General features: G+C 61.6%; 35 protein-coding genes. 1 reads left to right on the top strand and 34 read right to left on the bottom strand.

The features are described 5' to 3' along the window. Positions 1-95 precede the first annotated feature (95 nt). From IH615_RS17160 to rpsL, 32 genes are all read right to left on the bottom strand, one after another. A complete protein-coding gene (locus tag IH615_RS17160; RefSeq protein ID WP_291363741.1) occupies positions 96-1127 on the bottom strand; it encodes an NAD-dependent epimerase/dehydratase family protein in 1032 nt (343 codons plus the stop codon). 168 nt (positions 1128-1295) lie between these two features. Then, positions 1296-1721, bottom strand: coding sequence for a 50S ribosomal protein L17 (gene rplQ / locus IH615_RS17165; RefSeq protein ID WP_291363743.1), 426 nt, complete (start codon positions 1719-1721; stop codon positions 1296-1298). Between the two features lie 31 nt (positions 1722-1752). Next, a complete protein-coding gene (locus IH615_RS17170) occupies positions 1753-2778 on the bottom strand; it encodes a DNA-directed RNA polymerase subunit alpha (protein WP_233280930.1) in 1026 nt (341 codons plus the stop codon). Between the two features lie 100 nt (positions 2779-2878). Beyond that, positions 2879-3271, bottom strand: coding sequence for a 30S ribosomal protein S11 (gene rpsK / locus IH615_RS17175; RefSeq protein ID WP_035102656.1), 393 nt, complete (start codon positions 3269-3271; stop codon positions 2879-2881). 79 nt (positions 3272-3350) lie between these two features. After that, positions 3351-3719 carry a 30S ribosomal protein S13 gene (gene rpsM, locus IH615_RS17180; RefSeq protein WP_291363748.1) on the bottom strand — a complete coding sequence of 123 codons (369 nt, stop codon included), beginning with the start codon at positions 3717-3719 and terminating at the stop codon, positions 3351-3353. 174 nt (positions 3720-3893) lie between these two features. Beyond that, complete coding sequence (locus IH615_RS17185; protein WP_291363749.1) at positions 3894-4457, bottom strand: adenylate kinase; 564 nt, start codon at positions 4455-4457, stop codon at positions 3894-3896. Beyond that, positions 4454-5794: a preprotein translocase subunit SecY gene (gene secY, locus IH615_RS17190; protein ID WP_291363751.1), complete on the bottom strand. Its 1341-nt coding sequence runs from the start codon at positions 5792-5794 to the stop codon at positions 4454-4456. Before secY ends, IH615_RS17185 begins: the two co-directional genes overlap by 4 nt. 127 nt (positions 5795-5921) lie before the next feature. After that, positions 5922-6422, bottom strand: a complete 501-nt coding sequence (gene rplO, locus IH615_RS17195; RefSeq protein ID WP_291363753.1) for a 50S ribosomal protein L15 — start codon at positions 6420-6422, stop codon at positions 5922-5924. Positions 6423-6431: 9 nt separating this feature from the next. Next, positions 6432-6620 carry a 50S ribosomal protein L30 gene (rpmD, locus tag IH615_RS17200; protein WP_046172884.1) on the bottom strand — a complete coding sequence of 63 codons (189 nt, stop codon included), beginning with the start codon at positions 6618-6620 and terminating at the stop codon, positions 6432-6434. 21 nt (positions 6621-6641) lie between these two features. After that, positions 6642-7175 (bottom strand): 30S ribosomal protein S5, encoded by a 534-nt coding sequence (gene rpsE, locus IH615_RS17205; protein ID WP_056232660.1) that lies wholly within the window; start codon positions 7173-7175, stop codon positions 6642-6644. A 23-nt stretch (positions 7176-7198) separates the two neighbouring features. Then, positions 7199-7561 carry a 50S ribosomal protein L18 gene (gene rplR / locus IH615_RS17210; protein WP_291363759.1) on the bottom strand — a complete coding sequence of 121 codons (363 nt, stop codon included), beginning with the start codon at positions 7559-7561 and terminating at the stop codon, positions 7199-7201. 12 nt (positions 7562-7573) lie between these two features. Beyond that, entirely contained in the window at positions 7574-8107 is a 534-nt protein-coding gene (gene rplF / locus IH615_RS17215; RefSeq protein ID WP_291363761.1) for a 50S ribosomal protein L6, read from the bottom strand. A gap of 53 nt (positions 8108-8160) precedes the next feature. Then, positions 8161-8559, bottom strand: coding sequence for a 30S ribosomal protein S8 (gene rpsH / locus IH615_RS17220; RefSeq protein WP_201653384.1), 399 nt, complete (start codon positions 8557-8559; stop codon positions 8161-8163). 12 nt (positions 8560-8571) lie between these two features. Continuing rightward, on the bottom strand, positions 8572-8877 hold the full coding sequence (rpsN, locus tag IH615_RS17225; protein WP_291363764.1) for a 30S ribosomal protein S14: 306 nt from the start codon (positions 8875-8877) through the stop codon (positions 8572-8574). Between the two features lie 30 nt (positions 8878-8907). Further along, positions 8908-9465: a 50S ribosomal protein L5 gene (rplE, locus tag IH615_RS17230; protein ID WP_291363765.1), complete on the bottom strand. Its 558-nt coding sequence runs from the start codon at positions 9463-9465 to the stop codon at positions 8908-8910. Further along, positions 9458-9769, bottom strand: coding sequence for a 50S ribosomal protein L24 (gene rplX / locus IH615_RS17235; RefSeq protein ID WP_284389014.1), 312 nt, complete (start codon positions 9767-9769; stop codon positions 9458-9460). Before rplX ends, rplE begins: the two co-directional genes overlap by 8 nt. Then, positions 9769-10137, bottom strand: coding sequence for a 50S ribosomal protein L14 (rplN, locus tag IH615_RS17240; protein WP_046138380.1), 369 nt, complete (start codon positions 10135-10137; stop codon positions 9769-9771). Before rplN ends, rplX begins: the two co-directional genes overlap by 1 nt. Beyond that, the gene (rpsQ, locus tag IH615_RS17245) at positions 10134-10391 is read right to left on the bottom strand and encodes a 30S ribosomal protein S17 (RefSeq protein ID WP_291363769.1); all 258 of its coding nucleotides are present in this window, start codon (positions 10389-10391) and stop codon (positions 10134-10136) included. Before rpsQ ends, rplN begins: the two co-directional genes overlap by 4 nt. Positions 10392-10403: 12 nt before the next feature. Further along, positions 10404-10598 (bottom strand): 50S ribosomal protein L29, encoded by a 195-nt coding sequence (rpmC, locus tag IH615_RS17250; protein WP_201653369.1) that lies wholly within the window; start codon positions 10596-10598, stop codon positions 10404-10406. Between the two features lie 11 nt (positions 10599-10609). Further along, the gene (rplP, locus tag IH615_RS17255) at positions 10610-11023 is read right to left on the bottom strand and encodes a 50S ribosomal protein L16 (protein ID WP_146289254.1); all 414 of its coding nucleotides are present in this window, start codon (positions 11021-11023) and stop codon (positions 10610-10612) included. Between the two features lie 15 nt (positions 11024-11038). Beyond that, entirely contained in the window at positions 11039-11779 is a 741-nt protein-coding gene (gene rpsC / locus IH615_RS17260) for a 30S ribosomal protein S3 (RefSeq protein WP_291363773.1), read from the bottom strand. Further along, complete coding sequence (rplV, locus tag IH615_RS17265; protein ID WP_056232639.1) at positions 11779-12159, bottom strand: 50S ribosomal protein L22; 381 nt, start codon at positions 12157-12159, stop codon at positions 11779-11781. The genes rpsC and rplV overlap by 1 nt, the downstream gene beginning before the upstream one ends. 1 nt (position 12160) lies before the next feature. Next, positions 12161-12439, bottom strand: coding sequence for a 30S ribosomal protein S19 (gene rpsS, locus IH615_RS17270; RefSeq protein ID WP_291363776.1), 279 nt, complete (start codon positions 12437-12439; stop codon positions 12161-12163). A gap of 3 nt (positions 12440-12442) precedes the next feature. Further along, positions 12443-13282, bottom strand: a complete 840-nt coding sequence (gene rplB, locus IH615_RS17275) for a 50S ribosomal protein L2 (RefSeq protein ID WP_291363778.1) — start codon at positions 13280-13282, stop codon at positions 12443-12445. 16 nt (positions 13283-13298) lie between these two features. Next, positions 13299-13592 (bottom strand): 50S ribosomal protein L23, encoded by a 294-nt coding sequence (locus IH615_RS17280; protein WP_291363780.1) that lies wholly within the window; start codon positions 13590-13592, stop codon positions 13299-13301. Continuing rightward, positions 13589-14209, bottom strand: coding sequence for a 50S ribosomal protein L4 (gene rplD, locus IH615_RS17285; RefSeq protein WP_291363782.1), 621 nt, complete (start codon positions 14207-14209; stop codon positions 13589-13591). The genes IH615_RS17280 and rplD overlap by 4 nt, the downstream gene beginning before the upstream one ends. Next, the gene (gene rplC / locus IH615_RS17290; RefSeq protein WP_291363784.1) at positions 14210-14911 is read right to left on the bottom strand and encodes a 50S ribosomal protein L3; all 702 of its coding nucleotides are present in this window, start codon (positions 14909-14911) and stop codon (positions 14210-14212) included. An 84-nt stretch (positions 14912-14995) separates the two neighbouring features. Further along, the gene (gene rpsJ, locus IH615_RS17295; protein ID WP_056232628.1) at positions 14996-15304 is read right to left on the bottom strand and encodes a 30S ribosomal protein S10; all 309 of its coding nucleotides are present in this window, start codon (positions 15302-15304) and stop codon (positions 14996-14998) included. Positions 15305-15373: 69 nt separating this feature from the next. Further along, positions 15374-16564 carry an elongation factor Tu gene (gene tuf, locus IH615_RS17300; RefSeq protein ID WP_291363788.1) on the bottom strand — a complete coding sequence of 397 codons (1191 nt, stop codon included), beginning with the start codon at positions 16562-16564 and terminating at the stop codon, positions 15374-15376. Between the two features lie 55 nt (positions 16565-16619). Further along, positions 16620-18710 carry an elongation factor G gene (gene fusA / locus IH615_RS17305; protein WP_291363790.1) on the bottom strand — a complete coding sequence of 697 codons (2091 nt, stop codon included), beginning with the start codon at positions 18708-18710 and terminating at the stop codon, positions 16620-16622. 12 nt (positions 18711-18722) lie between these two features. Next, positions 18723-19193 (bottom strand): 30S ribosomal protein S7, encoded by a 471-nt coding sequence (gene rpsG / locus IH615_RS17310; protein WP_291363791.1) that lies wholly within the window; start codon positions 19191-19193, stop codon positions 18723-18725. A 12-nt stretch (positions 19194-19205) separates the two neighbouring features. After that, complete coding sequence (gene rpsL / locus IH615_RS17315) at positions 19206-19577, bottom strand: 30S ribosomal protein S12 (RefSeq protein WP_035080811.1); 372 nt, start codon at positions 19575-19577, stop codon at positions 19206-19208. 490 nt (positions 19578-20067) lie between these two features. On the opposite strand from rpsL, the gene IH615_RS17320 reads away from it, so the two are divergent. After that, positions 20068-20535, top strand: a complete 468-nt coding sequence (locus IH615_RS17320) for a YbjN domain-containing protein (protein WP_291363792.1) — start codon at positions 20068-20070, stop codon at positions 20533-20535. Between the two features lie 49 nt (positions 20536-20584). Here the strand turns inward: IH615_RS17320 and IH615_RS17325 are convergent, their stop codons facing one another. Then, positions 20585-21028: a YdeI/OmpD-associated family protein gene (locus IH615_RS17325; protein ID WP_291363794.1), complete on the bottom strand. Its 444-nt coding sequence runs from the start codon at positions 21026-21028 to the stop codon at positions 20585-20587. 134 nt (positions 21029-21162) lie between these two features. Beyond that, on the bottom strand, positions 21163-24113 hold a 2951-nt coding region (locus IH615_RS17330), incomplete at its 5' end, for a DNA-directed RNA polymerase subunit beta' (protein WP_291363796.1).

Here is a 24113-nt window from a genome sequence, read left to right on the forward strand (position 1 = left end):
GCAGTCGAACCACGAGGTCAGGAGAGTGGAGGCTTGGGCGCCACAACCTTCCTTCGACGACCTCGGGATGAGGTCAAGAAGCGCCCTACGCGCCCTTAAGGCTTGAGCAGCCCCAGCCGGATCACACTCTCAGCCGAAGCCAGGATGGCGTCCTTCCCCGAGACAAACGGCCGCCCGAGCAGCGTCTCGCCCTTCTCGCGCGAGAAGTGCTTCTCATTGCCGATGTCGTTGATGATCTGCCGCGTCGGGCCGCCGAAGCGGGCCAGAAGCTTGATGATCCAGTCCGGCACGACCTTCTGCGTGATTTGCCGGTCGGGATAACCCTCCCGGAGGACCTGCGCGACCTCAGGGAACGGCACATAGTCCGACGTGGCCAGGTACCTCTGGCCGATGGAGGACGGCTGCTGCAAAGCCGCAACATGCATCGCAGCCACGTCCCGCACGTCGATGATGGAAAAGCCGTTGCTCGGCATCGCCGGGGTGGTTCCGTCGAGCAGCCCGGTGACCATGCCCAGCGAGATGCTGGCGTCTCCGTCCAGCGCCGGCCCCAGGATGGCACCGGGATGGACGGTGGTCAGTTCCAGCCCCTCAGCGCGGGCATAGGCCCAGGCGGCCTGCTCGGCCAGCGTTTTGCCGATGCAATAGGCCCAACTGAAGCGCATGGCGTCCAGATTGGTGAAATGCTCCTCGGTGTAGGTGCGTCGCCCCCTGTCATGGCCATGACCATAGCCGACCGTGGCAATCGATGAGGTCATGACGATGCGCTTTACCCCCGCCGCAATGGCGTGACGCAACACGCGCTCGGTGCCTTCCAGCGCCGGCCCGATGACCCGCTGCGCGTCCTTCGGCTCCTTGGCAAGTATCTGCGCCGCCACATGGGCCACGGCTTCCACGCCCTGCATGGCCTCGGGCCAACCCCGATCCTGCATCAGGTCGACGCGCACGAAGCTCAGGCGCTGCAGCGCCGCGTCGCCGAGTTGCCCGGCAACGGCCACCCGAACCGCCTCCGCCCTGCCCTCGGATCGCACAGTGCCGCGGACGTCAAACCCTGCGCGCAGCAGCTCGATGACAGTCCATTTGCCGACAAAACCATTGGCACCGGTAACCAGAACCAGACCCGACTGCATGGTCGCTAACCCCAAACCAAGATGGCACGGAATGAACCGCACCGGTCGGCAAAAGTCCACATGGTGTGGACCGTCAGAGGCCGACGGGCCAATGGCGGAAGATGCGGGCAAACAAAAAGGGCGGCCGCTGATGTCGCGACCGCCCCTTTTCTGTCTGGTGAAGTGCGCTTACGCGGCTTCGAATTCCTCGTCGTCGCGCACCTGCACCGGGCCGCTGTCCTGGCCCTTGGCATTGACGTCGCGGTCGACGAACTCGATCACGGCCATCGGCGCGTTGTCGCCATAGCGGAAGCCAGCCTTGAGGATACGGATGTAACCGCCCTGGCGTTCCTTGTAGCGCGGGCCAAGCACGGCAAAGAGCTTGGCAACCTGGCCCTCGTCACGGATCTGGGCGATCGCCTGGCGGCGAGCATGCAGGTCGCCGCGCTTGCCCAGCGTGATCAGCTTCTCGACGATCGGACGCAGGTCCTTCGCCTTGGGCAGGGTGGTGACGATCTGCTCGTGCTTGATCAGCGCGGCGGACATGTTGGCGAACATAGCCTTGCGGTGGCTGGCGGTTCGGTTGAGCTTGCGGCCGGAATTACCGTGGCGCATGGTAGTCTCCTAAAAGCTTGGCAGCGCGGGATCAGTAGTGATCTTCGTAGCGCTTGGCGAGGTCATCGATATTCTCGGGCGGCCAGTTGGCCACGTCCATCCCGAGATGAAGCCCCATCTGTGCCAGGACTTCCTTGATTTCGTTGAGCGACTTGCGGCCGAAATTCGGCGTCCGCAGCATCTCGGCTTCCGTCTTCTGGATCAGGTCGCCGATATAGACGATGTTGTCGTTCTTCAAGCAGTTGGCCGAGCGAACCGAAAGTTCGAGCTCGTCGACCTTCTTGAGCAGGGCCGGGTTGAAGGCCAGTTCCGGAACGGCATCCTGTGCCTTTTCCTTGCTGGGCTCTTCGAAGTTCACGAACACCGACAGTTGGTCCTGGAGAATGCGCGCGGCAAAAGCCACGGCATCTTCCGGCGACAGCGCACCGTTGGTCTCGACCTGCAAGGTCAGTTTGTCCTTGTCGAGGCTTTCGCCCGCACGGGTCGCATCGACCTTGTAGCTGACGCGACGAACCGGCGAGAACAGCGAGTCGACCGGAATAAAGCCGATCGGCGCGTCTTCAGGACGGTTCTTGTCAGCCGCGACATAGCCCTTGCCGGTGTCGACGGTGAACTCGATGTTGATCTCGGCGCCGTCATCGAGGTGGCAGATGACCAGCTCGGGGTTCAGCACTTCGATATCGCCGGTGACCTTGATGTCGCCAGCGGTGACCGCACCCGGGCCCTGACGGGACAGGGCAAGGCGCTTCGGGCCCTCGCCGCCCATCTTCAACGCAATTTCCTTCACGTTGAGGACGAGGTCGGTAATGTCTTCCCGCACGCCCGGAAGCGACGAGAATTCGTGCAGGATGCCGTCAATCTGGATTGCAGTCACTGCCGCGCCCTGGAGCGACGACAGCAGCACGCGACGAAGGGCGTTACCAAGGGTAAGCCCGTAACCGCGCTCAAGCGGCTCGGCAACCACCGAGGCCACGCGCGCGTTGTCGCTGCCCGAAACAATCTCCAGCTTGGTCGGCTTGATCAGTTCTTGCCAGTTCCTCTGGATCGTCACGGTTATGTCCTTTCAAAATCGCGGCCCCAGCCCGAGCCGCTCCGCCGCAAACGCAATAAGACTCCCGGCCCATTCAATCGGCCGGGAGCTCTCTAGTCGGTCTAAATTAGACGCGGCGCCGCTTGCGCGGGCGGCAGCCATTGTGCGGGATCGAGGTGACGTCACGGATCGAGGTGACGTTGAAGCCAGCGGCCTGCAGGGCGCGAAGCGCCGATTCACGGCCCGAACCGGGGCCACGAACTTCGACCTCAAGGGTCTTCATGCCGTGTTCCTGCGCCTTCTTGGCGGCATCTTCAGCAGCGACCTGAGCCGCATAGGGGGTCGACTTGCGCGAACCCTTGAAGCCCATGACACCCGAGGAGGACCACGAAATCGTGTTGCCCTGCATGTCGGCGATGGTGATCATGGTATTGTTGAACGAAGCATTCACGTGGGCAACGCCCGAGGTAATGTTCTTGCGTTCCTTGCGCTTGACGCGCGTGGTTTCAGTCTTAGCCATCTAATTCCTCTGATCGATATCAGCGCTGCCGTTAGCGAAAGTGCCCCGGCAGCTACATCGAAGAACCCGGATCGGGTTCTTACTTCTTCTTGCCGGCGATCGGCTTGGCCGGACCCTTGCGGGTGCGGGCATTGGTGTGGGTGCGCTGACCGCGGACCGGCAGGCCACGACGGTGACGCAGGCCACGATAGTTACCCAGGTCCATCAGGCGCTTGATGTTCATCGCCACGCCGCGACGGAGGTCACCCTCCACGACGTAGTCGCGGTCGATGGTCTCACGGATCTGGATCACTTCGGCATCGGTGAGCTCGTTCACGCGGCGCTCAGCCGGAATGCCAACCTTGGCGCAGATATCCTCGGCGAACTTGTCGCCGATCCCGTGGATATACTGCAGCGCAATGATAACGCGCTTATTCGTCGGGATATTGACGCCAGCAATACGAGCCACGTCTGCTCTCCTTCATTCAGCGCGAACCATCACGGTTGGCGCCCTTATAACAACAAGGGACCGAATTCGACCCCCACTATGTGGAAAACCGAATCCAGCCCAATAATCCATGAGACTGACGCGGTTCTTAAGGGCTCGATTCCGAGGAGTCAACCTCGAAGTCAAGCCCGAATTTTAGTTGGTGATGGCAGCCTTGATCGCTGCCGTCACCTGATCGACCGGCTCCATGCCGTCCACGGTCTTCACCAGGCCGCGCTCGCGGTAATACTCCACCAACGGCGCGGTATCGTTCTTGTAGACATCGAGGCGCTTGCGGATCACCTCCGGATTGTCATCCGGGCGGTTGCTCTCCTTGGCGCGGTTGATCACGCGGGACACCAGCACATCGGCATCGGCCGTCATCTCGATGACCGCGTCGAGTTCCATGCCCTTGTCGGCAAGCATTCCGTCCAGCGCTTCGGCCTGGCCGATCGTGCGCGGAAAGCCATCGAGGATGAAGCCGGCCTTGCAGTCTTCAGCATCCAGCCGATCGGACACGATGCCATTGACGATATCGTTCGACACCAGGTCGCCACGATCCATCACTTCCTTGGCCGCAAGCCCGAGCGGCGTACGGTTCTGGATGGCCGAGCGCAGGATATCGCCAGTCGAGAGCTGGGGGATGCCGTAGGTCTCGACCAAGATCTTGGCCTGCGTCCCCTTCCCCGCTCCCGGCGGTCCGAGCAGTATCAACCTCATCGACGCTTGCCTCCTCCAAGACGGGACTTCTTCACCAGCCCCTCATACTGTTGCGCGATCAGGTGCGATTGTATCTGCGACACCGTGTCCAGCGTCACCGTCACCATGATCAGCAGCGAGGTGCCACCGATGAACTGGCTGATGGCAAGCTGGCTGAACAGCACTTCGGGGATCAGCGCCACCACGGTCAGATAGAGCGCACCGATCACCGTGATGCGGGTCAGCACATAGTCGATATGCTGGGCCGTGCGCTCACCCGGGCGGATGCCCGGAATGAAGCCGCCGGAGCGCTTCAGGTTATCGGCCGTCTCGACCGGATTGAACACGATGGCCGTGTAGAAGAAGGCGAAGAAGATGATGAAGAAGGCAAACAGCGCCAGATAGAGCGGCTGGCCACGACCCAGCAGCGCCGTCACCACCTGCAGCCATTGCGGGGCATTACCCTGCGCCGCGAAGGACGCAATGGTTGCCGGCAGCAGCAGCAGCGACGAACCGAAGATCACCGGGATAACGCCCGACGTATTGAGCTTCAGCGGCAGATGCGAGCTGTCGCCCTGGAACATCTTGTTGCCGACCTGGCGCTTTGGATACTGGATCAGCAGCCGGCGCTGGGCGCGCTCGAAGAACACGATGGCAGCGATGACCACCAGGGCAAGCACGGGCATTGCAAACCCGGCAATGGCAGGGATGGCGCCGGTGCGAGCCAGCTCGAGCGTCTGCACGAAGGTCGTCGGCAGGTTGGCCACGATACCGGCAAAGATGATCAGCGAAATGCCGTTGCCGACGCCGCGCGAGGTGATCTGCTCACCCAGCCACATCAGGAACATGGTGCCGCCGACCAGGGTGATCACGGTCGAGACGCGGAAGAACCAGCCCGGATTGAGCACGACGCCCTGGCTGGCCTCGAGGCCTACGGCGATGCCATAGGCCTGCACGGCGCAGAACACGACGGCGAGGTAGCGGGTATACTGGTTCATCTTGCGACGGCCAGCCTCGCCACCCTCCTTCTTCATCGCCTCTAGGCGCGGCGATGCGGTCGAGATGACCTGCACCACGATCGAGGCGGTGATGTAGGGGATCAGGTTGAGGGCAAAGATCGCCATGCGCTCGACAGCGCCGCCGGCGAACATGTTGAACATGCCCAGGATGCCCTGCTGCGACTGTTGGAAAGTCTGCGCGAAGGCGTCAGGGTCGATGCCCGGCACCGGAATGAATGTACCCAGACGATAGACGAGCAGCGCCCCCAGTGTGAACCAGATGCGCTGCTGCAGAGCCTTCGCCTTGGAAAAGGTCGAGAAATTGAGATTACGTGCCAGCTGTTCGGCTGCGGACGCCATATATCGCTCCTATGGCTTCAAGGCCAGGTGCGCTCGGAGCGCTTCGGGAGCAGATGCATCTGCGCCCTCACGCAACAAACCAAAAAAAGCGCACCCGACCACTCGGCCGGGTGCGCCATGCCGATGCTTAACCGGCGTATGGGGTCTTCTTCCACGGCGCCTTTGCCGGGATGATATCGATCTTGCCACCGGCCGCTTCAATAGCAGCAGTGGCGCCGGCCGTTGCGTAGTTGACGTTGAACGTCACCTTCTTGGCCGTGAAGCCAGCCGAACCGATCAGGCGAACGCCGTCCTTGGGACGACGGATCACGCGGGCCGCGATCAGCGCGGCGGCGTCGATCACTGCCTTGGGGTCGAGCTTGCCGGCATCGATATAGGCCTGGAGGCGGTCGATACGGACCTCGTTCCAGTCGCCCGGGTTCAGCGCGTTGAAGCCGCGCTTTGGCATACGCATGTGAAGGGGCATCTGGCCGCCTTCGAAGCCGTTGATCGCCACGCCCGAGCGCGCAGTCTGGCCCTTGCCGCCACGACCACCGGTCTTGCCCTTACCGGATCCGATGCCGCGGCCAACGCGGATACGGACCTTGTTGGCGCCGGGATTGTCGCGAAGTTCATTCAGACGGGTCATGATTGCTCCTTACTCGCCAATGACGCGGACGAGGTGCGGAAGCTTGTTGATCATGCCGCGGACTTCGGGCGTATCGATCAGCTCGCGCTCTTTGTTCATCTTGTTCAGCCCGAGACCGATAAGGGTCGCGCGCTGCACCTTGTCGCGGCGGATCGGCGAGCCGATCTGCTTGACAATGAGGGTCTTTTTCTCAGCCATGATTTATCTCCTGACCGGCGATCAAGCTTCGACCGCAGTCTCGCCGCGGCGAGCCTGCAGTTCCGAAACCTTGAGGCCACGGCGGGAAGCAACCGAGCGAGGGCTGTCGACGCGCTTGAGCGCATCGAAGGTGGCCCGCACCATGTTGTATGGATTGGCAGTGCCCTGCGACTTGGCAACGATATCGTTGATGCCAAGCGTCTCGAACACGGCGCGCATCGGACCGCCGGCGATGATGCCGGTACCGGGAACAGCAGCACGCAGGATGACCTTGCCGGCGCCGTGGCGACCCTGCACGTCATGGTGCAGCGTACGGGCATCGCGCAGCGGCACGCGGATCATCTGGCGCTTGGCCTGCTCGGTGGCCTTGCGGATCGCTTCTGGCACTTCACGGGCCTTGCCGTGACCAAAGCCGACGCGGCCCTTCTGGTCGCCGACAACCACCAGGGCGGCGAAGCCGAAGCGACGGCCACCCTTGACCACTTTGGCCACGCGGTTGATGTGGACCAGGCGATCGACGAATTCGCTTTCGCGTTCTTGAACGTCTCTGCTCATAATGTTTCTTTCCTTGTCCGTGCCTAGAACTGCAGGCCGCCCTCGCGGGCAGCTTCTGCAAGGGCCTTTACACGGCCATGATAGATGTACGCGCCGCGATCGAAGACCACCTCGGCAATACCGGCCTTGGTGCCGCGCTCGGCGATCAGCTTGCCGATCGTCGCTGCAGCTTCCGAGGTAGCGCCGTTCTTGACCTTGGACTTGATGTCCTTGTCGAGCGTCGAGGCAGCGGCCAGCGTACGGCCGGTCGCGTCGTCGATGATCTGGGCGTAGATATTCTTGTCCGAACGGAAAACCGACAGACGCGGACGACCGAAGGCACGAGCCTTGAGCGCCTTGCGGACACGAGCCTTGCGGCGTTCCGCACCTTTTGCACTGATAGCCATTGCAGGCGCTCCTTACTTCTTCTTGCCTTCTTTGCGGAAGACCTGTTCGCCCAGGTACCGCACACCCTTGCCCTTGTAGGGCTCTGGCTTGCGCCACGCGCGAATGTTCGCCGCAACCTGGCCAACCTGCTGCTTGTCGATACCGGTGATGACGATTTCCGTCGGCGCCGGCACCGCAAGCGTGATGCCCTTGGGGGCTTCGTAGATCACTTCGTGGCTGAAACCAAGCGACAGCTTGATATCCTTGCCCTGCATGGCGGCGCGATAGCCCACGCCCTGGATCGCCAGCTTCTTTTCGAAGCCGGTCGAGACACCGGTGACCATGTTCTGGATCAGTGCACGGGTCGTGCCCCAGGCCGCACGAGCAAACTTGGTGTCGTTTGCGGGCGTGATGGAGACGCCGTCGTCCCCCTGCTCCGCGTTCACGGCATCCATCAGCTCGATGCTCAGTTCGCCCTTCGGGCCCTTGGCGGAGACGGTGCGACCATTGATGGTGACCGTTACGCCGCTTACCGGTGCAACCGGTTTCTTGCCAGTACGTGACATTCTAGTTCAATCCTTGAGTAATCGTCTTACCGCGGATCCTAAGGCCAGAGGCCTTAGAACACGCGGCAGAGTACCTCGCCACCAACGTTGGCAGCCTTGGCTTCGTGGTCGGCCATCACACCCTTGGGGGTGGAGAGGATCGAAACACCCAAGCCATTGGCAACCTGCGGAATATTCTTGACGGAGGCATAGACGCGACGGCCGGGACGCGAAACGCGCTCGATCGTGCGGATGACGCCTTCGTTGTCCGAGTACTTGAGTTCAATCTCGTACTCGGAAGCGCCGTTCTCGAACTTGGTCTCCGAATAGCCGCGGATGAAACCCTCGGACTGGAGAACGTCCAGCACGCGACCACGCAGGGTCGATGCCGGAGTCGAAACGGAATTCTTGCGACGCATCTGGGCGTTGCGGATGCGGGTCAGCATATCGCCGATCGGATCGGAAAAGCTCATCTTCGGTTCTCCTTACCAGCTCGACTTCACGAGACCCGGGATCTGCCCCAGGTTACCCAGCTGGCGCAGAGCGATACGGCTCAGCTTCAGCTTGCGATAGTAGCCGCGGGGACGACCCGAGACTTCGCAACGGTTGCGCACGCGGACCTTGGCGGAATTGCGCGGCAGCTCGGCCAGCTTGAGCTGGGCTGCGAAGCGCTCGTCCATGGGGATCGACTGATCCTTGGTCTTTGCCTTGAGAGCGGCGCGCTTGCCAGCAAACTGCTTGGCGAGCGCAGCGCGCTTGTTGTTCTTAATGATGGAGCTGGTCTTTGCCATATCCTGATCCTCTGTCCCTTCCCTGTCCGCTTACTGGCGGAAGGGGAAGTTGAATGCCTTGAGCAGCGCGCGAGCTTCATCATCGGACTTCGCGGTCGTGGTGATCACGATGTCCATGCCCCAAACCTGATCGATCTGATCATAGTTGATTTCGGGGAAAATGATGTGTTCCTTGATGCCCATGGCATAGTTGCCACGGCCGTCAAAGGAGTTCGGGTTCAGCCCGCGGAAGTCGCGAACGCGCGGCAGCGCGATGTTCACCAGGCGGTCCAGGAACTCGTACATACGAGTGGAACGCAGGGTAACCTTCACGCCGAGCGGCATGTTCTCGCGCACCTTGAAGCCGGCGATCGACTTGCGAGCGTAAGTGATGACCGGCTTCTGGCCGGCGATCTTCTCGAGCTCGGCCGCAGCCGTCTTGACCTTCTTGGTGTCGTTGACGGCTTCGCCAACGCCAATGTTGAGCACGATCTTCTCGAGCTTGGGCAACTGCATGACGTTCTTGTAGGAGAACTGCTCCTGCAAGGCCTTGCGGATGTTGCCTTCGTATTCGCTACGAAGACGCGGAACGTAAGCTGTCTCAGCCATCGATCGAATCTCCGGTCGACTTGGCGACGCGCGTCTTCACGCCGTCCTTGATCTGGAAACCGACGCGGGTGGGCTTGCCATCCTTGTCGGCGATCGCGAGGTTCGACAGGTGGATCGGCGCTTCCTTGGTGAAGATGCCGGCATCGGTCGACGCGGTCTGCTTGGTGTGGCGACGGACCAGGTTGATACCCTGGACAAGCGCCTTGGTTTCGGTGGGGATCACGGACAGGACCTGACCGGTCTTGCCCTTATCCTTGCCAGCCAGGACGACGACCTTGTCGCCCTTCTTGATCTTGGCAGCCATTACAGCACCTCGGGAGCGAGCGAAATGATCTTCATGTGGTTCTTGGCGCGAAGCTCGCGCGGAACCGGTCCGAAGATACGAGTGCCGATCGGCTCTTTCTGATTGTTGATCAGAACCGCGGCGTTCTTGTCGAAACGGATCACGGTGCCATCGGGGCGACGGATGTCGAACGCGGTGCGAACGACCACGGCCTTCATGACCTGGCCCTTCTTCACGCGACCACGCGGAATGGCATCCTTGACCGATACGACGATGATATCGCCGACCGAAGCGTACTTGCGGTGCGAACCACCAAGTACCTTGATGCACATGACCCGCTTGGCGCCGGAATTGTCGGCGACATCGAGATTGGACTGCATCTGGATCATGGCGTCGTGCCTTCCTGCTGTGCCGCGCCAACAACCAGCGTCCAGCGCTTGTTCTTGGAGATCGGCGCACATTCTTCGATCCAGACCACCTGCCCGACCTTGGCCACGTTGGCCTCGTCATGGGCATGGTACTTCTTGGACCGGCGAACGGTCTTCTTCATCACCGGATGCGTGAAACGGCGCTCGACGCGCACCACGACCGTCTTATCATTGGCGTCGGAGACTACAGTCCCCTGCAAAACGCGCTTTGGCATGGTCGCGGCTCCTTACTTCGCTGCGTTCTTTTCGCCGAGGATCGTCTTGATCCGCGCGATATCGCGGCGGACCTTCTTGACCTGGGCGGGCTTTTCCAGCTGCTGGGTAGCGCGCTGGAAACGCAGGTTGAACTGTTCTTTCTTGAGGTCGACGAGCTGGTCCTTCAGTTCGTCTGCGGTCTTGCTCCGCACATCACTGGCTTTCATGCTCATCGTCCTTAGTCGGCAATGCGGGTGACAACCCGCGTCATGATCGGAAGCTTCATCGCGCCGAGGCGCAGCGCTTCCTTGGCGACGTCCTCGGGGACGCCGTCGATCTCGAATACGATGCGGCCGGGCTTCACGCGGGCCGCCCAGTATTCCACCGAGCCCTTGCCCTTACCCATACGCACTTCGGTCGGCTTCTTGGAAACCGGCACGTCCGGGAAAATGCGGATCCAGACACGGCCCTGGCGCTTCATCTCGCGGGTGATCGCGCGGCGGGCCGCTTCGATCTGGCGAGCGGTCACGCGCTCAGGTTCGGTTGCCTTGAGGGCATACTGGCCGAAAGCCAGCTCGGTACCGCCCTTGGCAACGCCATGGATACGGCCCTTGTGAGCCTTGCGGAACTTGGTCTTCTTAGGTTGCAGCATAATGAACTAACCTTCTTATGCGCGTTCGCGGTCACGGTCGCCGCGCTCACGGCGCGGTTCGCGTTCTGCGCGCTGGCCACCCATGTCGGCGCCTTCGGTGGCGCGACGTTCATGGGCAGTGGGATCGTGCTCAAGGACTTCGCCCTTGAAGACCCAGACCTTGATACCGATGATGCCATACGTGGTTTCGGCTTCGGCAGTGCCGTAGTCGATATCAGCACGCAGCGTGTGCAGCGGCACGCGACCTTCGCGGTACCATTCGGTACGAGCGATGTCGGCGCCACCCAGGCGGCCACCAACGTTCACGCGGATGCCGCCGGCGCCCATGCGGATCGCCGTCTGCACGGCGCGCTTCATGGCACGGCGGAAAGCCACGCGGCGTTCCAGCTGCTGGGCAATGCCCTGGGCAACCAGCGTCGCATCGGTTTCCGGCTTGCGCACTTCAACGATGTTGATGTGCACTTCGCTGTCGGTGAACTTCTTCACCTTGGCGCGGATCTTGTCGATGTCAGCGCCCTTCTTGCCGATCACGATGCCCGGACGGGCGGTGTGGATCGACACGCGGCACTTGCGGTGCGGACGCTCGATGACAATCTTGCTGACTGCGGCGGCCTTGAGGTCTTCCAGCAGCATCGTGCGGATCTTCAGGTCTTCCTGAAGCAGCGAGCCGTATTCGCCCTTGTTGGCGTACCAGCGGCTGTCCCACGTGCGGTTGATGCCGAGGCGGAAGCCGATTGGATTGATCTTCTGGCCCATTATGCGGCCTCCTCAACTTGCCGGACGATGATCGTCAGATGCGCGAAGGGCTTCTCGATGCGCGACGACCGTCCACGGCCACGAGCGGTGAAACGCTTCATTACAAGCGAATTACCAACAAAAGCTTCCGCAACGACGAGAGCGTCGGTGTCGAGGCCATGGTTGTTCTCGGCATTGGCAATGGCGCTCTCGAGCACCTTCTTGACCTGGCCGGAGATGCGCTTGTGGCTGAACTCGAGTTCGGCCAGAGCCTTCTCGACCTTCTTGCCGCGGATCAACTGGGCCAGAAGGTTGAGCTTCTGCGGGCTGATGCGCAGCATGCGCAGCACAGCCTTGGCCTCGTTGTCCTTGAGCGCGCGCTGGGTTTTTGGCTTGCCCATCTTACTTCCTCTTGGCCTTCTTGTCGGCCGCGTGACCGTAATAGGTACGGGTCGGGGCGAACTCGCCGAACTTGTGGCCGATCATGTCTTCGGTGACGCTGACCGGAATGTGCTTCTGGCCGTTGTGGACACCAAAGGTGACGCCCACGAACTGCGGCAGGATGGTCGAACGGCGGCTCCAGATCTTGACCACGTCGCTGCGGCCGGACGCGAGGGCCTTCTCGGCCTTCTTGAGCATGTAGCCGTCGACAAACGGCCCCTTCCAGATTGAACGGGTCATGGCTTACCTGCCCTTCTTCACGTGACGCGAGCGAACGATGAACTTGTCCGTCGCCTTGTTGCTGCGGGTCTTCTTACCCTTGGTCGGCTTGCCCCACGGGGTAACCGGGTGACGGCCACCAGAGGTACGGCCTTCACCACCACCATGCGGGTGATCGATCGGGTTCATGGTCACGCCGCGGTTGACGGGCTTGCGACCCAGCCAACGGCTGCGACCGGCCTTGCCGAGCGACGTGTTGGAGTGATCCTGGTTCGACACGGCGCCGACCGTAGCAAGGCAGGTGCCATGCACGCGGCGCTGTTCGCCCGAGTTGAGGCGAAGGATCGCCCAACCCTGATCACGACCGACATACTGGGCATAAGCACCAGCCGAACGGGCGACCTGGCCGCCCTTGCGGGGCTTCAGCTCGATATTGTGCACGATCGTACCGACCGGCATGCGTTCCAGCGGCATCGCATTGCCCGGCTTCACGTCGACGGTGTTCATCGACGAGATGACCTTGTCGCCAGCCGACAGGCGCTGCGGTGCGACGATATAGGCGAGTTCGCCGTCTTCGTACTTCACCAGAGCGATCCAGGCCGTGCGGTTCGGATCATATTCCAGGCGCTCGATCGTCCCGACCATGTCGAACTTGACACGCTTGAAGTCGATCATGCGGTAGGTGCGCTTGTGACCGCCACCGCGATGGAACGAGGTGATACGACCGCGGTTGTTGCGACCACCGGACTTGGACAGGCCTTCGGTCAAAGTCTTGACCGGCTTGCCCTTCCAGAGCTCCGAGCGATCGGTCGTCACGAGCTGACGACGGCCTTCGGAAGTGGGGTTGTAAGTTTTCAGAGCCATTTTTGTCTCTTATCCCTTAGAGGCCGGTCGAAATATCGATCGACTGGCCGTCGACGAGGGTCACGATCGCCTTCTTGACGTCGTTGCGAGTTCCGAGCTGGCCGCGGAAGCGCTTCACCTTGCCCTTGCGGACCAGGGTGTTCACTGCCTTGACCTTGACCGAGAACAGCTGCTCGACGGCAGCCTTGATGTCGGTCTTGTTCGCGTCGATCGCCACGTCGAAAACGACCTGGTTTGCTTCCGAAGCCATCGTCGACTTTTCAGTCACGACGGGGTTACGAATGATGTCGTAAGCGCTGAGCTTGTTCATGCGAACCTCGCTTCCAGCGCTTCGAGCGCTGCCTTGGTCAGGACGAGCTTGTCGCGCTTGAGGATCGACACAACGTTGATCCCCTGCACCGGCAGCACGTCGATATGCGGGATGTTGCGGGCGGACAGAGCGAAGTTCTGATCCACTGCTGCACCATCGATGATCAGCGCGTTGGTCCATTCCAGCTTGCCGAAGGTGGCCAGCAGACCTGCGGTCTTGGCTTCCTTCTGGGCAACGCTGTCGACAACGATCAGCGAGCCCGACTTGGCCTTGGACGACAGGGCATGCTTCAGCGCCAGGGCGCGGACCTTCTTGGGAAGGTCGATGGCATGGCTGCGCGGGGTCGGGCCGAATGCACGACCACCACCACGGAACTGCGGAGCCTTGCGATCGCCATGGCGAGCGCCGCCCGAGCCCTTCTGCTTCACGAACTTCTTGCCCGTGCGCACGCCTTCCGAACGATGCTTGACATCGTGCGTGCCGGCCATCGCCTTGAGCTGCTGGTAGCGAACCATGCGGTGCAGGATGTCCTGGCGGACTTCCAGACCGAAGACGTCGTCAGCGAGCTGGATCGTGCCAGCGGCCTTGCCGTCGAGGGTTGTGACCTTGAGTTCCATTTAGTTACCTTCCCCCGCGACTTCAGCGGCGGCCTTGAACGAGCCCGGGAAGGCAGCGCCCTTGGGGGCCGGCTTCTTCACCGCGTCCTTGATCATGATCCAAGCGCCCTTGGCGCCGGGAACCGAACCCTGGATCATGATCAGACCACGTTCCACGTCGGTCTTGACGACCTTGACGTTCTGCGTGGTGATGCGACGATCGCCCATATGGCCCGGCATCTTCTTGTTCTTGAAGGTCTTACCCGGGTCCTGACGACCACCGGTAGAACCGATCGAGCGGTGCGAAACCGACACGCCGTGCGTTGCACGCAGACCGCCGAAGTTCCAGCGCTTCATGCCGCCGGCAAAGCCCTTACCGATCGAAGTGCCGGTGACGTCCACCAGCTGGCCTTCGACGAAATGGTCTGCCTGGAGCGTCGCGCCGACCTCGATGAGGTTGGCTTCGTCGACGCGGAATTCCGCGACGTGGCGCTTGGGCTCGACCTTGGCGACGGCGAACTGGCCGCGCTCGGCCTTGGTCGTGTTCTTGACCTTGGCCTGGCCTGCGCCAAGCTGCAGGGCGACGTAGCCGTCCTTGTCAGCGGTCCGCTGGCCCACCACCTGGCAGTTCTGCAGCTCCAGCACCGTCACTGGAACGTGCGAGCCGTCCTCAGCGAAAATGCGGGTCATGCCCAGCTTCTGTGCGATCAATCCAGAACGCATCGGTTGTTACCTTCTCTCTTGGCGCAGTACCGGGTCATGGTTTCAGAGGACCCTTTATCTGGTACGCGCGGAAAACTCGTTGTCTTAGAGCTTGATTTCGACGTCGACGCCGGCGGCGAGATCGAGCTTCATCAGTGCATCGACCGTCTGGGGAGTCGGGTCCACAATGTCGAGGAGACGCTTGTGAGTCCGGATCTCGAACTGCTCGCGCGACTTCTTGTCGATGTGCGGCGAGCGGTTGACGGTAAACTTGTCGATTCGCGTCGGCAGCGGGATCGGGCCGCGAACCTGCGCGCCCGTACGCTTGGCCGTCGACACGATCTCGCGCGTCGAAGCGTCGAGAACGCGATGGTCAAACGCCTTGAGGCGGATGCGAATATTCTGACCGTTCATCTTTGTAAATCCTGACGAAAATGGATCGCGGCGCGCGTTCATCCGCGCGCCGCGAATGTCTCTTGAGGCTTACTTCAGGATCGTCGCGACGACGCCCGAACCAACGGTACGGCCACCTTCACGGATAGCGAAGCGGAGCTTCTCTTCCATGGCGATCGGCACGATCAGCTGAACGTTGATGTTCAGGTTGTCGCCCGGCATCACCATTTCGGTGCCTTCGGGAAGCGTCACGATGCCGGTCACGTCCGTGGTACGGAAGTAGAACTGCGGACGGTAGTTGCCGAAGAACGGAGTGTGGCGGCCGCCTTCTTCCTTGGTCAGGATATAGACTTCAGCGGTGAAGTCGGTGTGCGGGGTCACGGAGCCGGGCTTGCAGAGGACCTGGCCGCGCTCAACCTGAGTGCGGTCGATACCACGAATCAGGGCGCCGATGTTGTCGCCAGCCTGGCCCGAGTCGAGCAGCTTGCGGAACATTTCGACACCGGTAACGGTGGTCTTCTGGGTTGCCTTGATGCCGACGATTTCGACTTCTTCGCCAACCTTGACGATACCGCGTTCGACACGGCCGGTGACCACGGTGCCGCGGCCCGAGATCGAGAACACGTCTTCGATCGGGAGCAGGAACGGCTGGTCAACCGGACGTTCCGGCTGCGGGATGTACGAGTCGACGGCAGCCATCAGCTCGAGAACGGCGTCGTGGCCGAGCTTCTTGTCGCTGTCTTCGAGCGCGGCGAGAGCCGAGCCCTTGATGATCGGAACGTCGTCGCCCGGGAATTCGTAGGACGACAGCAGTTCGCGGACTTCCAGCTCAACGAGCTCGAGCAGTTCCGGATCGTCGACCATGTCGCACTTGTTCAGGAACACGACGAGCGCCGGCACGCCAACCTGACGGGCGAGCAGGATGTGCTCACGGGTCTGGGGCATCGGGCCGTCGGCAGCCGACACGACCAGGATCGCGCCGTCCATCTGGGCAGCGCCGGTGATTATGTCCTTCACATAGTCGGCGTGGCCGGGGCAGTCCACGTGAGCGTAGTGACGATTGGTCGTCTCGTACTCGACGTGGGCGGTGTTGATGGTGATGCCGCGTGCCTTTTCTTCAGGGGCAGCGTCAATCTGGTCGTACGCCTTGAAGGTCGCGCCACCGGTCTCAGCCAGCACCTTGGTGATCGCTGCGGTCAGCGAGGTCTTGCCATGGTCAACGTGACCGATGGTGCCGATGTTGCAGTGAGGCTTATTGCGGGAAAACTTTTCCTTGCCCATCGCTTCTCTCCGTATTCGTTAGCCCTGCGGCCAACCTTGAGTTTCAGTTTCTTGTTTAGGCGTACTTGGCCTGGACTTCGTCGGCGACCGCCTGCGGGACCTGCTCGTAGTGGTCGAACGTCATCGAATACTGTGCACGACCCTGGCTCATGGAGCGCAGCGAGTTCACATAACCGAACATGTTCGCGAGCGGCACGTAGGCATTCACGACCTGGAGGACACCACGGCCTTCCGTGCCGTGGATCTGACCACGACGGGAGTTCAGGTCGCCGATGACGTCGCCCATGTAATCTTCGGGCGTGACAACTTCAACCTTCATGATCGGCTCGAGGATCTTCGGCGACGCCTTGCGCAGGGCTTCATTGAAGCCCGCACGACCGGCGATTTCGAAGGCCAGAACCGAGGAGTCCACATCGTGGTACGCGCCTTCGGTCAGCGTCACCTTGACGTCCACGATCGGGAACCCGATCAGCGGACCGGCCGACATGACCGACTTCACGCCCTTTTCGACGCCGGGGATATATTCCTTCGGCACCGAGCCGCCAACGACGGCATTCACAAATTCGAGACCCTTGCCGACTTCGCCCGGCTCAACGGTGAGCTTGACGCGAGCAAACTGGCCCGAACCACCCGACTGCTTCTTGTGGGTATAGTCCACATTGGCCGACTTGGTGATGGTTTCGCGGTACGCCACCTGCGGCTGGCCGATATTGGCCTCGACCTTGAACTCACGACGCATGCGGTCGACGAGGATGTCGAGGTGAAGTTCGCCCATGCCCGAAATGATGGTCTGGCCGGATTCTTCGTCGGTCTTGACGCGGAAGGACGGGTCTTCGGCAGCCAGGCGGTTGAGCGCAAGGCCCATCTTTTCCTGGTCGGCCTTGGACTTGGGTTCCACCGAGATGTCGATAACCGGCTCGGGGAAGATCATGCGTTCAAGGATAACCTGGGCATTCTGCACGCAGAGCGTGTCACCCGTGGTGGTGTCCTTGAGGCCGACGATGGCGACGATGTCACCGGCGAAGGCTTCCGTGATCTGCTCGCGGCTGTTGGCGTGCATCTGGAACAGACGACCAACGCGCTCGCGCTTTTCCTTGACGGTATTCTCGAGCATCATGCCCTGCTCGAGCTTGCCCGAGTAGATACGGCAGAACGTCAGCGTACCCATATGCGGGTCGTTGGCGATCTTGAATGCCAGCATGGCCAGCGGCTCGTTGTCGTCAGCATGACGCTCGATCGGAGCCTCGGTGCGCGCATCGATACCCTGGATGGCCGGAACGTCGCCCGGAGCAGGCAGGAAGTCGATCACGCCGTCGAGCAGGGGCTGCACGCCCTTGTTCTTGAAGGCCGAGCCGGCAAAGACCAGGAAGAACTTCGCATCGATCGTGCCGCGACGCAGCAGGCGACGGATGGTGTCGTTGTTCGGCATCTCGCCATTGAGATAGGCTTCCATCGCGTCGTCATCGACTTCGACAGCAGCTTCGATCATCGCTTCGCGGTACTTCGCGGCAGAGGCCTTGAGGTCTTCCGGAATCTCGACGACGTCCCACTGGGCGCCCAGCTCTTCATTGCGCCAGACCAGGGCATTCATCTCGATCAGGTCGACGACGCCCTTGAACTCGGTCTCGGCGCCGATCGGCAGCTGAACCGGAACGGCCTTGGCGCCGAGGCGCGTGCCGATCATCTCGACGCAGCGATAGAAATCGGCGCCGATCTTGTCCATCTTGTTGACGAAGATGAGACGCGGAACATGGTACTTGTCGGCCTGGCGCCAGACGGTTTCCGTCTGCGGCTCGACGCCGGCATTGGCGTCCAGCAGGGCAACGGCACCGTCGAGCACGCGCAGCGAACGTTCGACTTCAATGGTGAAGTCCACGTGGCCGGGGGTGTCGATGATGTTGAAGCGGTGCTGGGTACCGTTACGGTCCTTCCAGAACGTGGTCGTGGCAGCCGAAGTGATCGTGATGCCGCGTTCCTGCTCCTGCTCCATCCAGTCCATGGTCGCGGCGCCGTCATGGACTTCGCCGATCTTATGGGACTTGCCGGTATAGTAGAGGATGCGTTCGGTCGTGGTCGTCTTGCCAGCATCGATGTGAGCCATGATGCCGAAGTTACGATAGAGATTGATCGGGTATTCACGTGCCATGATGCGCTCCTACTACCAGCGGTAGTGCGAGAAGGCACGGTTGGCATCAGCCATACGGTGCGTATCTTCGCGCTTCTTGACGGCCTGGCCACGACCATTGAGGGCATCCATGAGCTCGCCGGAAAGGCGTTCGCGCATGGTGTTCTCGCCGCGCTTGCGGGCGGATTCGATCAGCCAGCGAATGGCCAGGGCCTGCTGACGATCGGCACGAACTTCGACCGGCACCTGATAGGTGGCACCGCCAACACGACGCGACCGAACTTCAACCGACGGGCGGATGTTCTCGAGAGCGGTGTGGAAGACCGTGATCGGGTCCTGCTTGACCTTGGCTTCGACGATGTCGAAGGCACCATAGACGATGCTTTCGGCAGCCGACTTCTTGCCGTCCTTCATGAGCGAGTTCATGAACTTGGTCAGAATCAGATCGCCGAACTTCGCGTCTGGAATAACGTCGCGCTTTTCCGCGCGGTGACGACGGGACATATCTCGATCTCCTTACTTCGGACGCTTCGCGCCGTACTTCGAACGGCGCTGCTTGCGGTCCTTGACGCTCTGCGTGTCGAGAACGCCGCGGAGCACGTGGTAGCGAACGCCCGGAAGGTCGCGAACGCGACCGCCACGGATCAGGACCACGGAGTGCTCCTGCAGGTTGTGGCCTTCGCCCGGAATATACGAGATGACTTCGCGCTGATTGGTCAGGCGAACCTTGGCAACCTTGCGGAGAGCCGAGTTCGGCTTCTTGGGGGTCGTCGTATAAACACGGGAGCAAACGCCGCGCTTCTGCGGATTTGCTTCCATGGCCGGAACCTTGTTCCGCTTTGGCTTGCTGGCGCGTGGTTTGCGGATCAGCTGATTAATGGTGGGCATTGCGCTCTTTCCATCGTCCAAAATTCATTGCGGTCTAGCAAAAGCAAACCAAAACGGCGCTCGCCCGACCCGGTTAGGGATACGGCGGCGCCTTAATTGCAGCGGACCACCCACCAGAAATGGGCAGTCATGCGCACAAGGATTTGCTTCGTCTAGTTACCCGACAGTGTGTTTGAGTGTCCTGGATGCCCGCACAAGATGGCAGGAACCCGGTGTGACATTCACGACCGACCGCTTAGGTAGGCGCTGTTTAGAGCCGACTCTCCCGTCCGTCAAGGATTCTTTCGTGAAATATCCGCGAGGGAGCCATGCATCGACCCGCAATGGTTTTGCCCGGCGCCGGGCAAACGTGGCAAACTCATCCCTGCCCCTCAGCTGCCCGATCCCTCCAACTATCCGCTTCTCGCCACCTGCGAATTGTGTAGGATCGGGTCACAGACCGGACCAGGCGGCGGCACCGGCGCAACACCATGTCGGGAAGGACCACACGATGAAGCTCAACTCCATGTTTGCCGGCACCGCCCTGGCGCTCGCCCTCACCGCCTCGGCCCAGGCCCAGACACTGGTGACTGGCGCCGACACTGCCGAGATCCTCAACGCTGCGCGCGGCTATGGCGCGGCAAACCTGACCACGCAGAGCAACGGCGACCCGCAGATCACCGGCAAGATCAACGGCGTCACCTACCAGGTCTATTTCCGCAACTGCACCGACAATGAGGATTGCGAAGACCTCAACTTCTATCTCGGCTTCCTGGACATCAAGCCCAGCCTCGAGGACATCAACGACTGGAACCTCAACAAGCGCTTCAGCCGCGCCTACCTCGACCAGGACCAGGACGCCTGCGTGGAGATGGACCTCGACCTGGTGAAGGGCGTGACCGCCGATTACCTCGATTCCCAGTTCGGTCTCTGGGCCATGGTCGTCGGCCAGTTCGCCGAGCATGTCGGCTATAACTGAGACAACCTGTCGGCACCGCGGATAAAGGGGGGCTGACTGGCCCCCTTTTTCATTTCTTGCCGGAACGCAGCATTTCCACCGCCCTGTCGATCCGCCTCCGCCGGGTTTCCGGGGTCTTGGCATCGGTGATCGACAGCGCATGCCGGAGCTTGTTGCTGTAGGACAGCGTCTCGAAGAACGCCCCGGCCGCCGCATCGCCCGCCAGGGCGGCGCGCAGGTCTTCCGGCACCGTGACTTCTCGCGGCTGGTTGTCGAGCGCCAGTTCCACCTCGACGACATCGCCGCCCTTGATCCCGGATTCAGCCCGCCGTTCCGCACTCAGCGGAATGAGGAACCTGCCGCCCATCACCGCGATCGATGAGCGATAGCCATAACTGCCGATGGACAGGATCACCGCCGGCTTCCTGCCGCCGCCGAGACCCTCGACCACCTCAGGCGGCACCTCGATGCCAGTATTGTTGCCCGACTGCAAAATCGTGGTCGTGAACTTCATGGCATGTCTCCTTCTGCCTTCGTAGGAGACGACGAGCCAGCAAGCAAGAAATCGACAGGCATGCCGGCGGCAAAATGCAGGCAAAAAGAAAAGGGGCCCGAAGGCCCCTTCCCCATTCAACGCTGTAGCGACGCTTACTCGGCAGCTGTCGGCGCCGGGATCTGCACGGTCGACGCCTGGCGGCGGCGCTCGTCCAGGATCAGGTCGTCGCGCTTGGTCGCGATCAGCTTGGCCGAGGAAATGCCCGCACCGGTACCGGCCGGGATCAGGCGGCCGACGATGACGTTTTCCTTGAGGCCTTCGAGCAGATCGGCCTTGCCGGAAACCGCCGCTTCCGTAAGGACGCGGGTGGTTTCCTGGAACGAAGCCGCCGAGATAAACGAGCGGGTTTGCAGCGACGCCTTGGTGATGCCGAGCAGCACCGGATTGGCCGTCGCCGGCTTCTTGCCGTCGGCAACCAGGCTGTCGTTGAGCTCGTCGAAGTCCAGCTTGTCGAGCTGCTCGTCCTTGAGCAGGCCGGTATCACCTGGATCCACGATCTCGACCTTCTGCAGCATCTGGCGAACGATCACCTCGATATGCTTGTCGTTGATCAGCACGCCCTGCAGGCGATAGACCTCCTGGATTTCATTGACGAGGTAGCGAGCAAGCTCCTCCACGCCCTTGATGGCCAGGATGTCGTGCGGCGCCGGGTTGCCGTCGAGGATGTATTCACCCTTTTCAATGGCGTCGCCTTCCTGCAGGTGGAACGGCTTGCCCTTGGGGATCAGGTACTCGACCGGATCTGCACCTTCCTCGCTTGGCTCGATGATGACGCGACGCTTGTTCTTGTAGTCGCGGCCGAAGCGGATGGTGCCATCGATCTCGGCGATGATGGCGTGATCCTTCGGACGACGGGCTTCGAACAGCTCGGCCACACGCGGCAGACCGCCGGTAATGTCCTTGGTCTTGGCGCTTTCGAGCGGGATACGAGCCAGCACGTCACCCGGCGAGACCTTCTCGCCAGGCTCGACCGCAATGACCGCGTCCACCGAGAGCAGGTACCGGGCGTCGCCGCCACGATCCACCTTCTGCACGGCGCCGCCACGAGCGATGGCCAGGGCCGGCTTCAGGCCCTCACCACGCTGGTTGCCGCGCCAGTCGATGACCACGCGCTTGGTGAAGCCGGTCGCCTCGTCGGTGTTTTCCGCAACGGAAGCACCATCGACCAGATCCTCGAACACGACCTCGCCCTCGACCTCGGCCAGAACCGGACGGGTATAGGGGTCCCATTCGGCCAGACGCTGGCCGCGACGCACCTGATCGCCTTCCTTGACGAGCAGCTTGGAACCGTAGGTCACCTTGTGGGTGGCGCGTTCCTTGCCTTCGGCGTCCAGGATGGCGAGCGACACGTTACGGGCCATGACGACGAGCTTGCCGCCCTCGACCTTGACCACGTTCGGGTTGCGGATGGCGATCTTGCCTTCCGCGCCGGACTCCAGGAACGAGCTGTCGACCACCTGTGCCGTGCCACCGATGTGGAACGTGCGCATGGTGAGCTGGGTACCGGGTTCACCGATCGACTGCGCGGCGATAACGCCGACAGCCTCACCCATGTTCACGGGTGTACCGCGAGCAAGGTCACGGCCATAGCAGGCCGCGCAGGTGCCCTGGCGCATGTCGCAGGTCAGCGGGGAGCGAATGCGGATCGACTGGATCCGGGCTTCCTCGATGACATCGACATGCTTTTCTTCCAGCAATGTCCCCTTGGCGGCGATCAGATCGCCGGTCAGCGGATGGAAGATGTCGTCAGCGGCAGTACGGCCCAGCACACGCTGGCCGATGGAGGCCACGACCTGGCCGGCATCGACGATCGGCTCCATGGTCAGGCCACGATCGGTGCCGCAATCGGTCGACACGATGATCGCATCCTGGGCCACGTCGACGAGACGACGGGTCAGGTAGCCCGAATTCGCGGTCTTCAGCGCCGTATCCGCGAGACCCTTGCGGGCGCCGTGGGTGGAGTTGAAGTACTCGAGAACGTTGAGGCCTTCCTTGAAGTTGGCCGTGATCGGGGTCTCGATGATCGAGCCGTCCGGACGGGCCATCAGGCCGCGCATGCCGGCCAGCTGCTTCATCTGGGCCGGTGAACCACGGGCGCCGGAGTGAGACATCATGTAGACGGAGTTGATCGGCTTTTGACGGCCGGTCTCCTTGTCGATCTGCACCGTGCGGATCGCGTCCATCATCTCTTCGGCAACCTTGTCACCGCACTTGGCCCAGGCGTCGACCACCTTATTGTACTTTTCGCCCTGAGTGATCAGGCCGTCATTGTACTGCTGCTCGAACTCTTCGACCTGCTTACGGGCGGCTTCCACGATCGTGTACTTGGAGGCCGGGATAACCATGTCGTCCTTGCCGAACGAGATGCCGGCGTCGCATGCGTTCTTGAAGCCAAGCTGCATGACGCGGTCGCAGAAGATCACCGTCTCCTTCTGACCGCAGCCACGGTAAACCGTGTCGATCATCTTGGAGATCATCTTCTTGGTCATCAGCTGGTTCGCGGTCGCGAACGGCACGGCCGGGTTCTTCGGCAGAATCTGGCCGATGAGCATGCGGCCCGGGGTCGTTTCCACGATCTCGGTCTTCTCGTTGCCGTTTTCATCCCAGGCCGTGACACGGCCTTTGATCTTGGTGTGGAGCGTGACGACCTTGTTGTCGAGCGCGTGTTCGAGCTCGGCATAGGACGAGAAGGCCATACCCTGCCCCGGCTCATTTTCGTTCATGAGCGAGAGGTAGTAGAGGCCCAGCACGATGTCCTGGCTCGGCACGATGATCGGCTGGCCGTTTGCGGGGTGCAGGATGTTGTTGGTCGACATCATCAGCACGCGCGCTTCCAGCTGCGCTTCGAGCGACAGCGGAACGTGCACGGCCATCTGGTCGCCGTCGAAGTCGGCGTTGAACGCCGAGCACACCAGCGGGTGAAGCTGGATCGCCTTGCCTTCGATCAGCACCGGCTCGAACGCCTGAATGCCCAAGCGATGCAGCGTCGGCGCGCGGTTCAGCAGCACCGGATGTTCGCGGATCACCTCGTCGAGGATATCCC

Origin of the sequence: Devosia sp., from assembly GCF_014860165.1 — a bacterium.
Classification (GTDB): domain Bacteria; phylum Pseudomonadota; class Alphaproteobacteria; order Rhizobiales; family Devosiaceae; genus Devosia.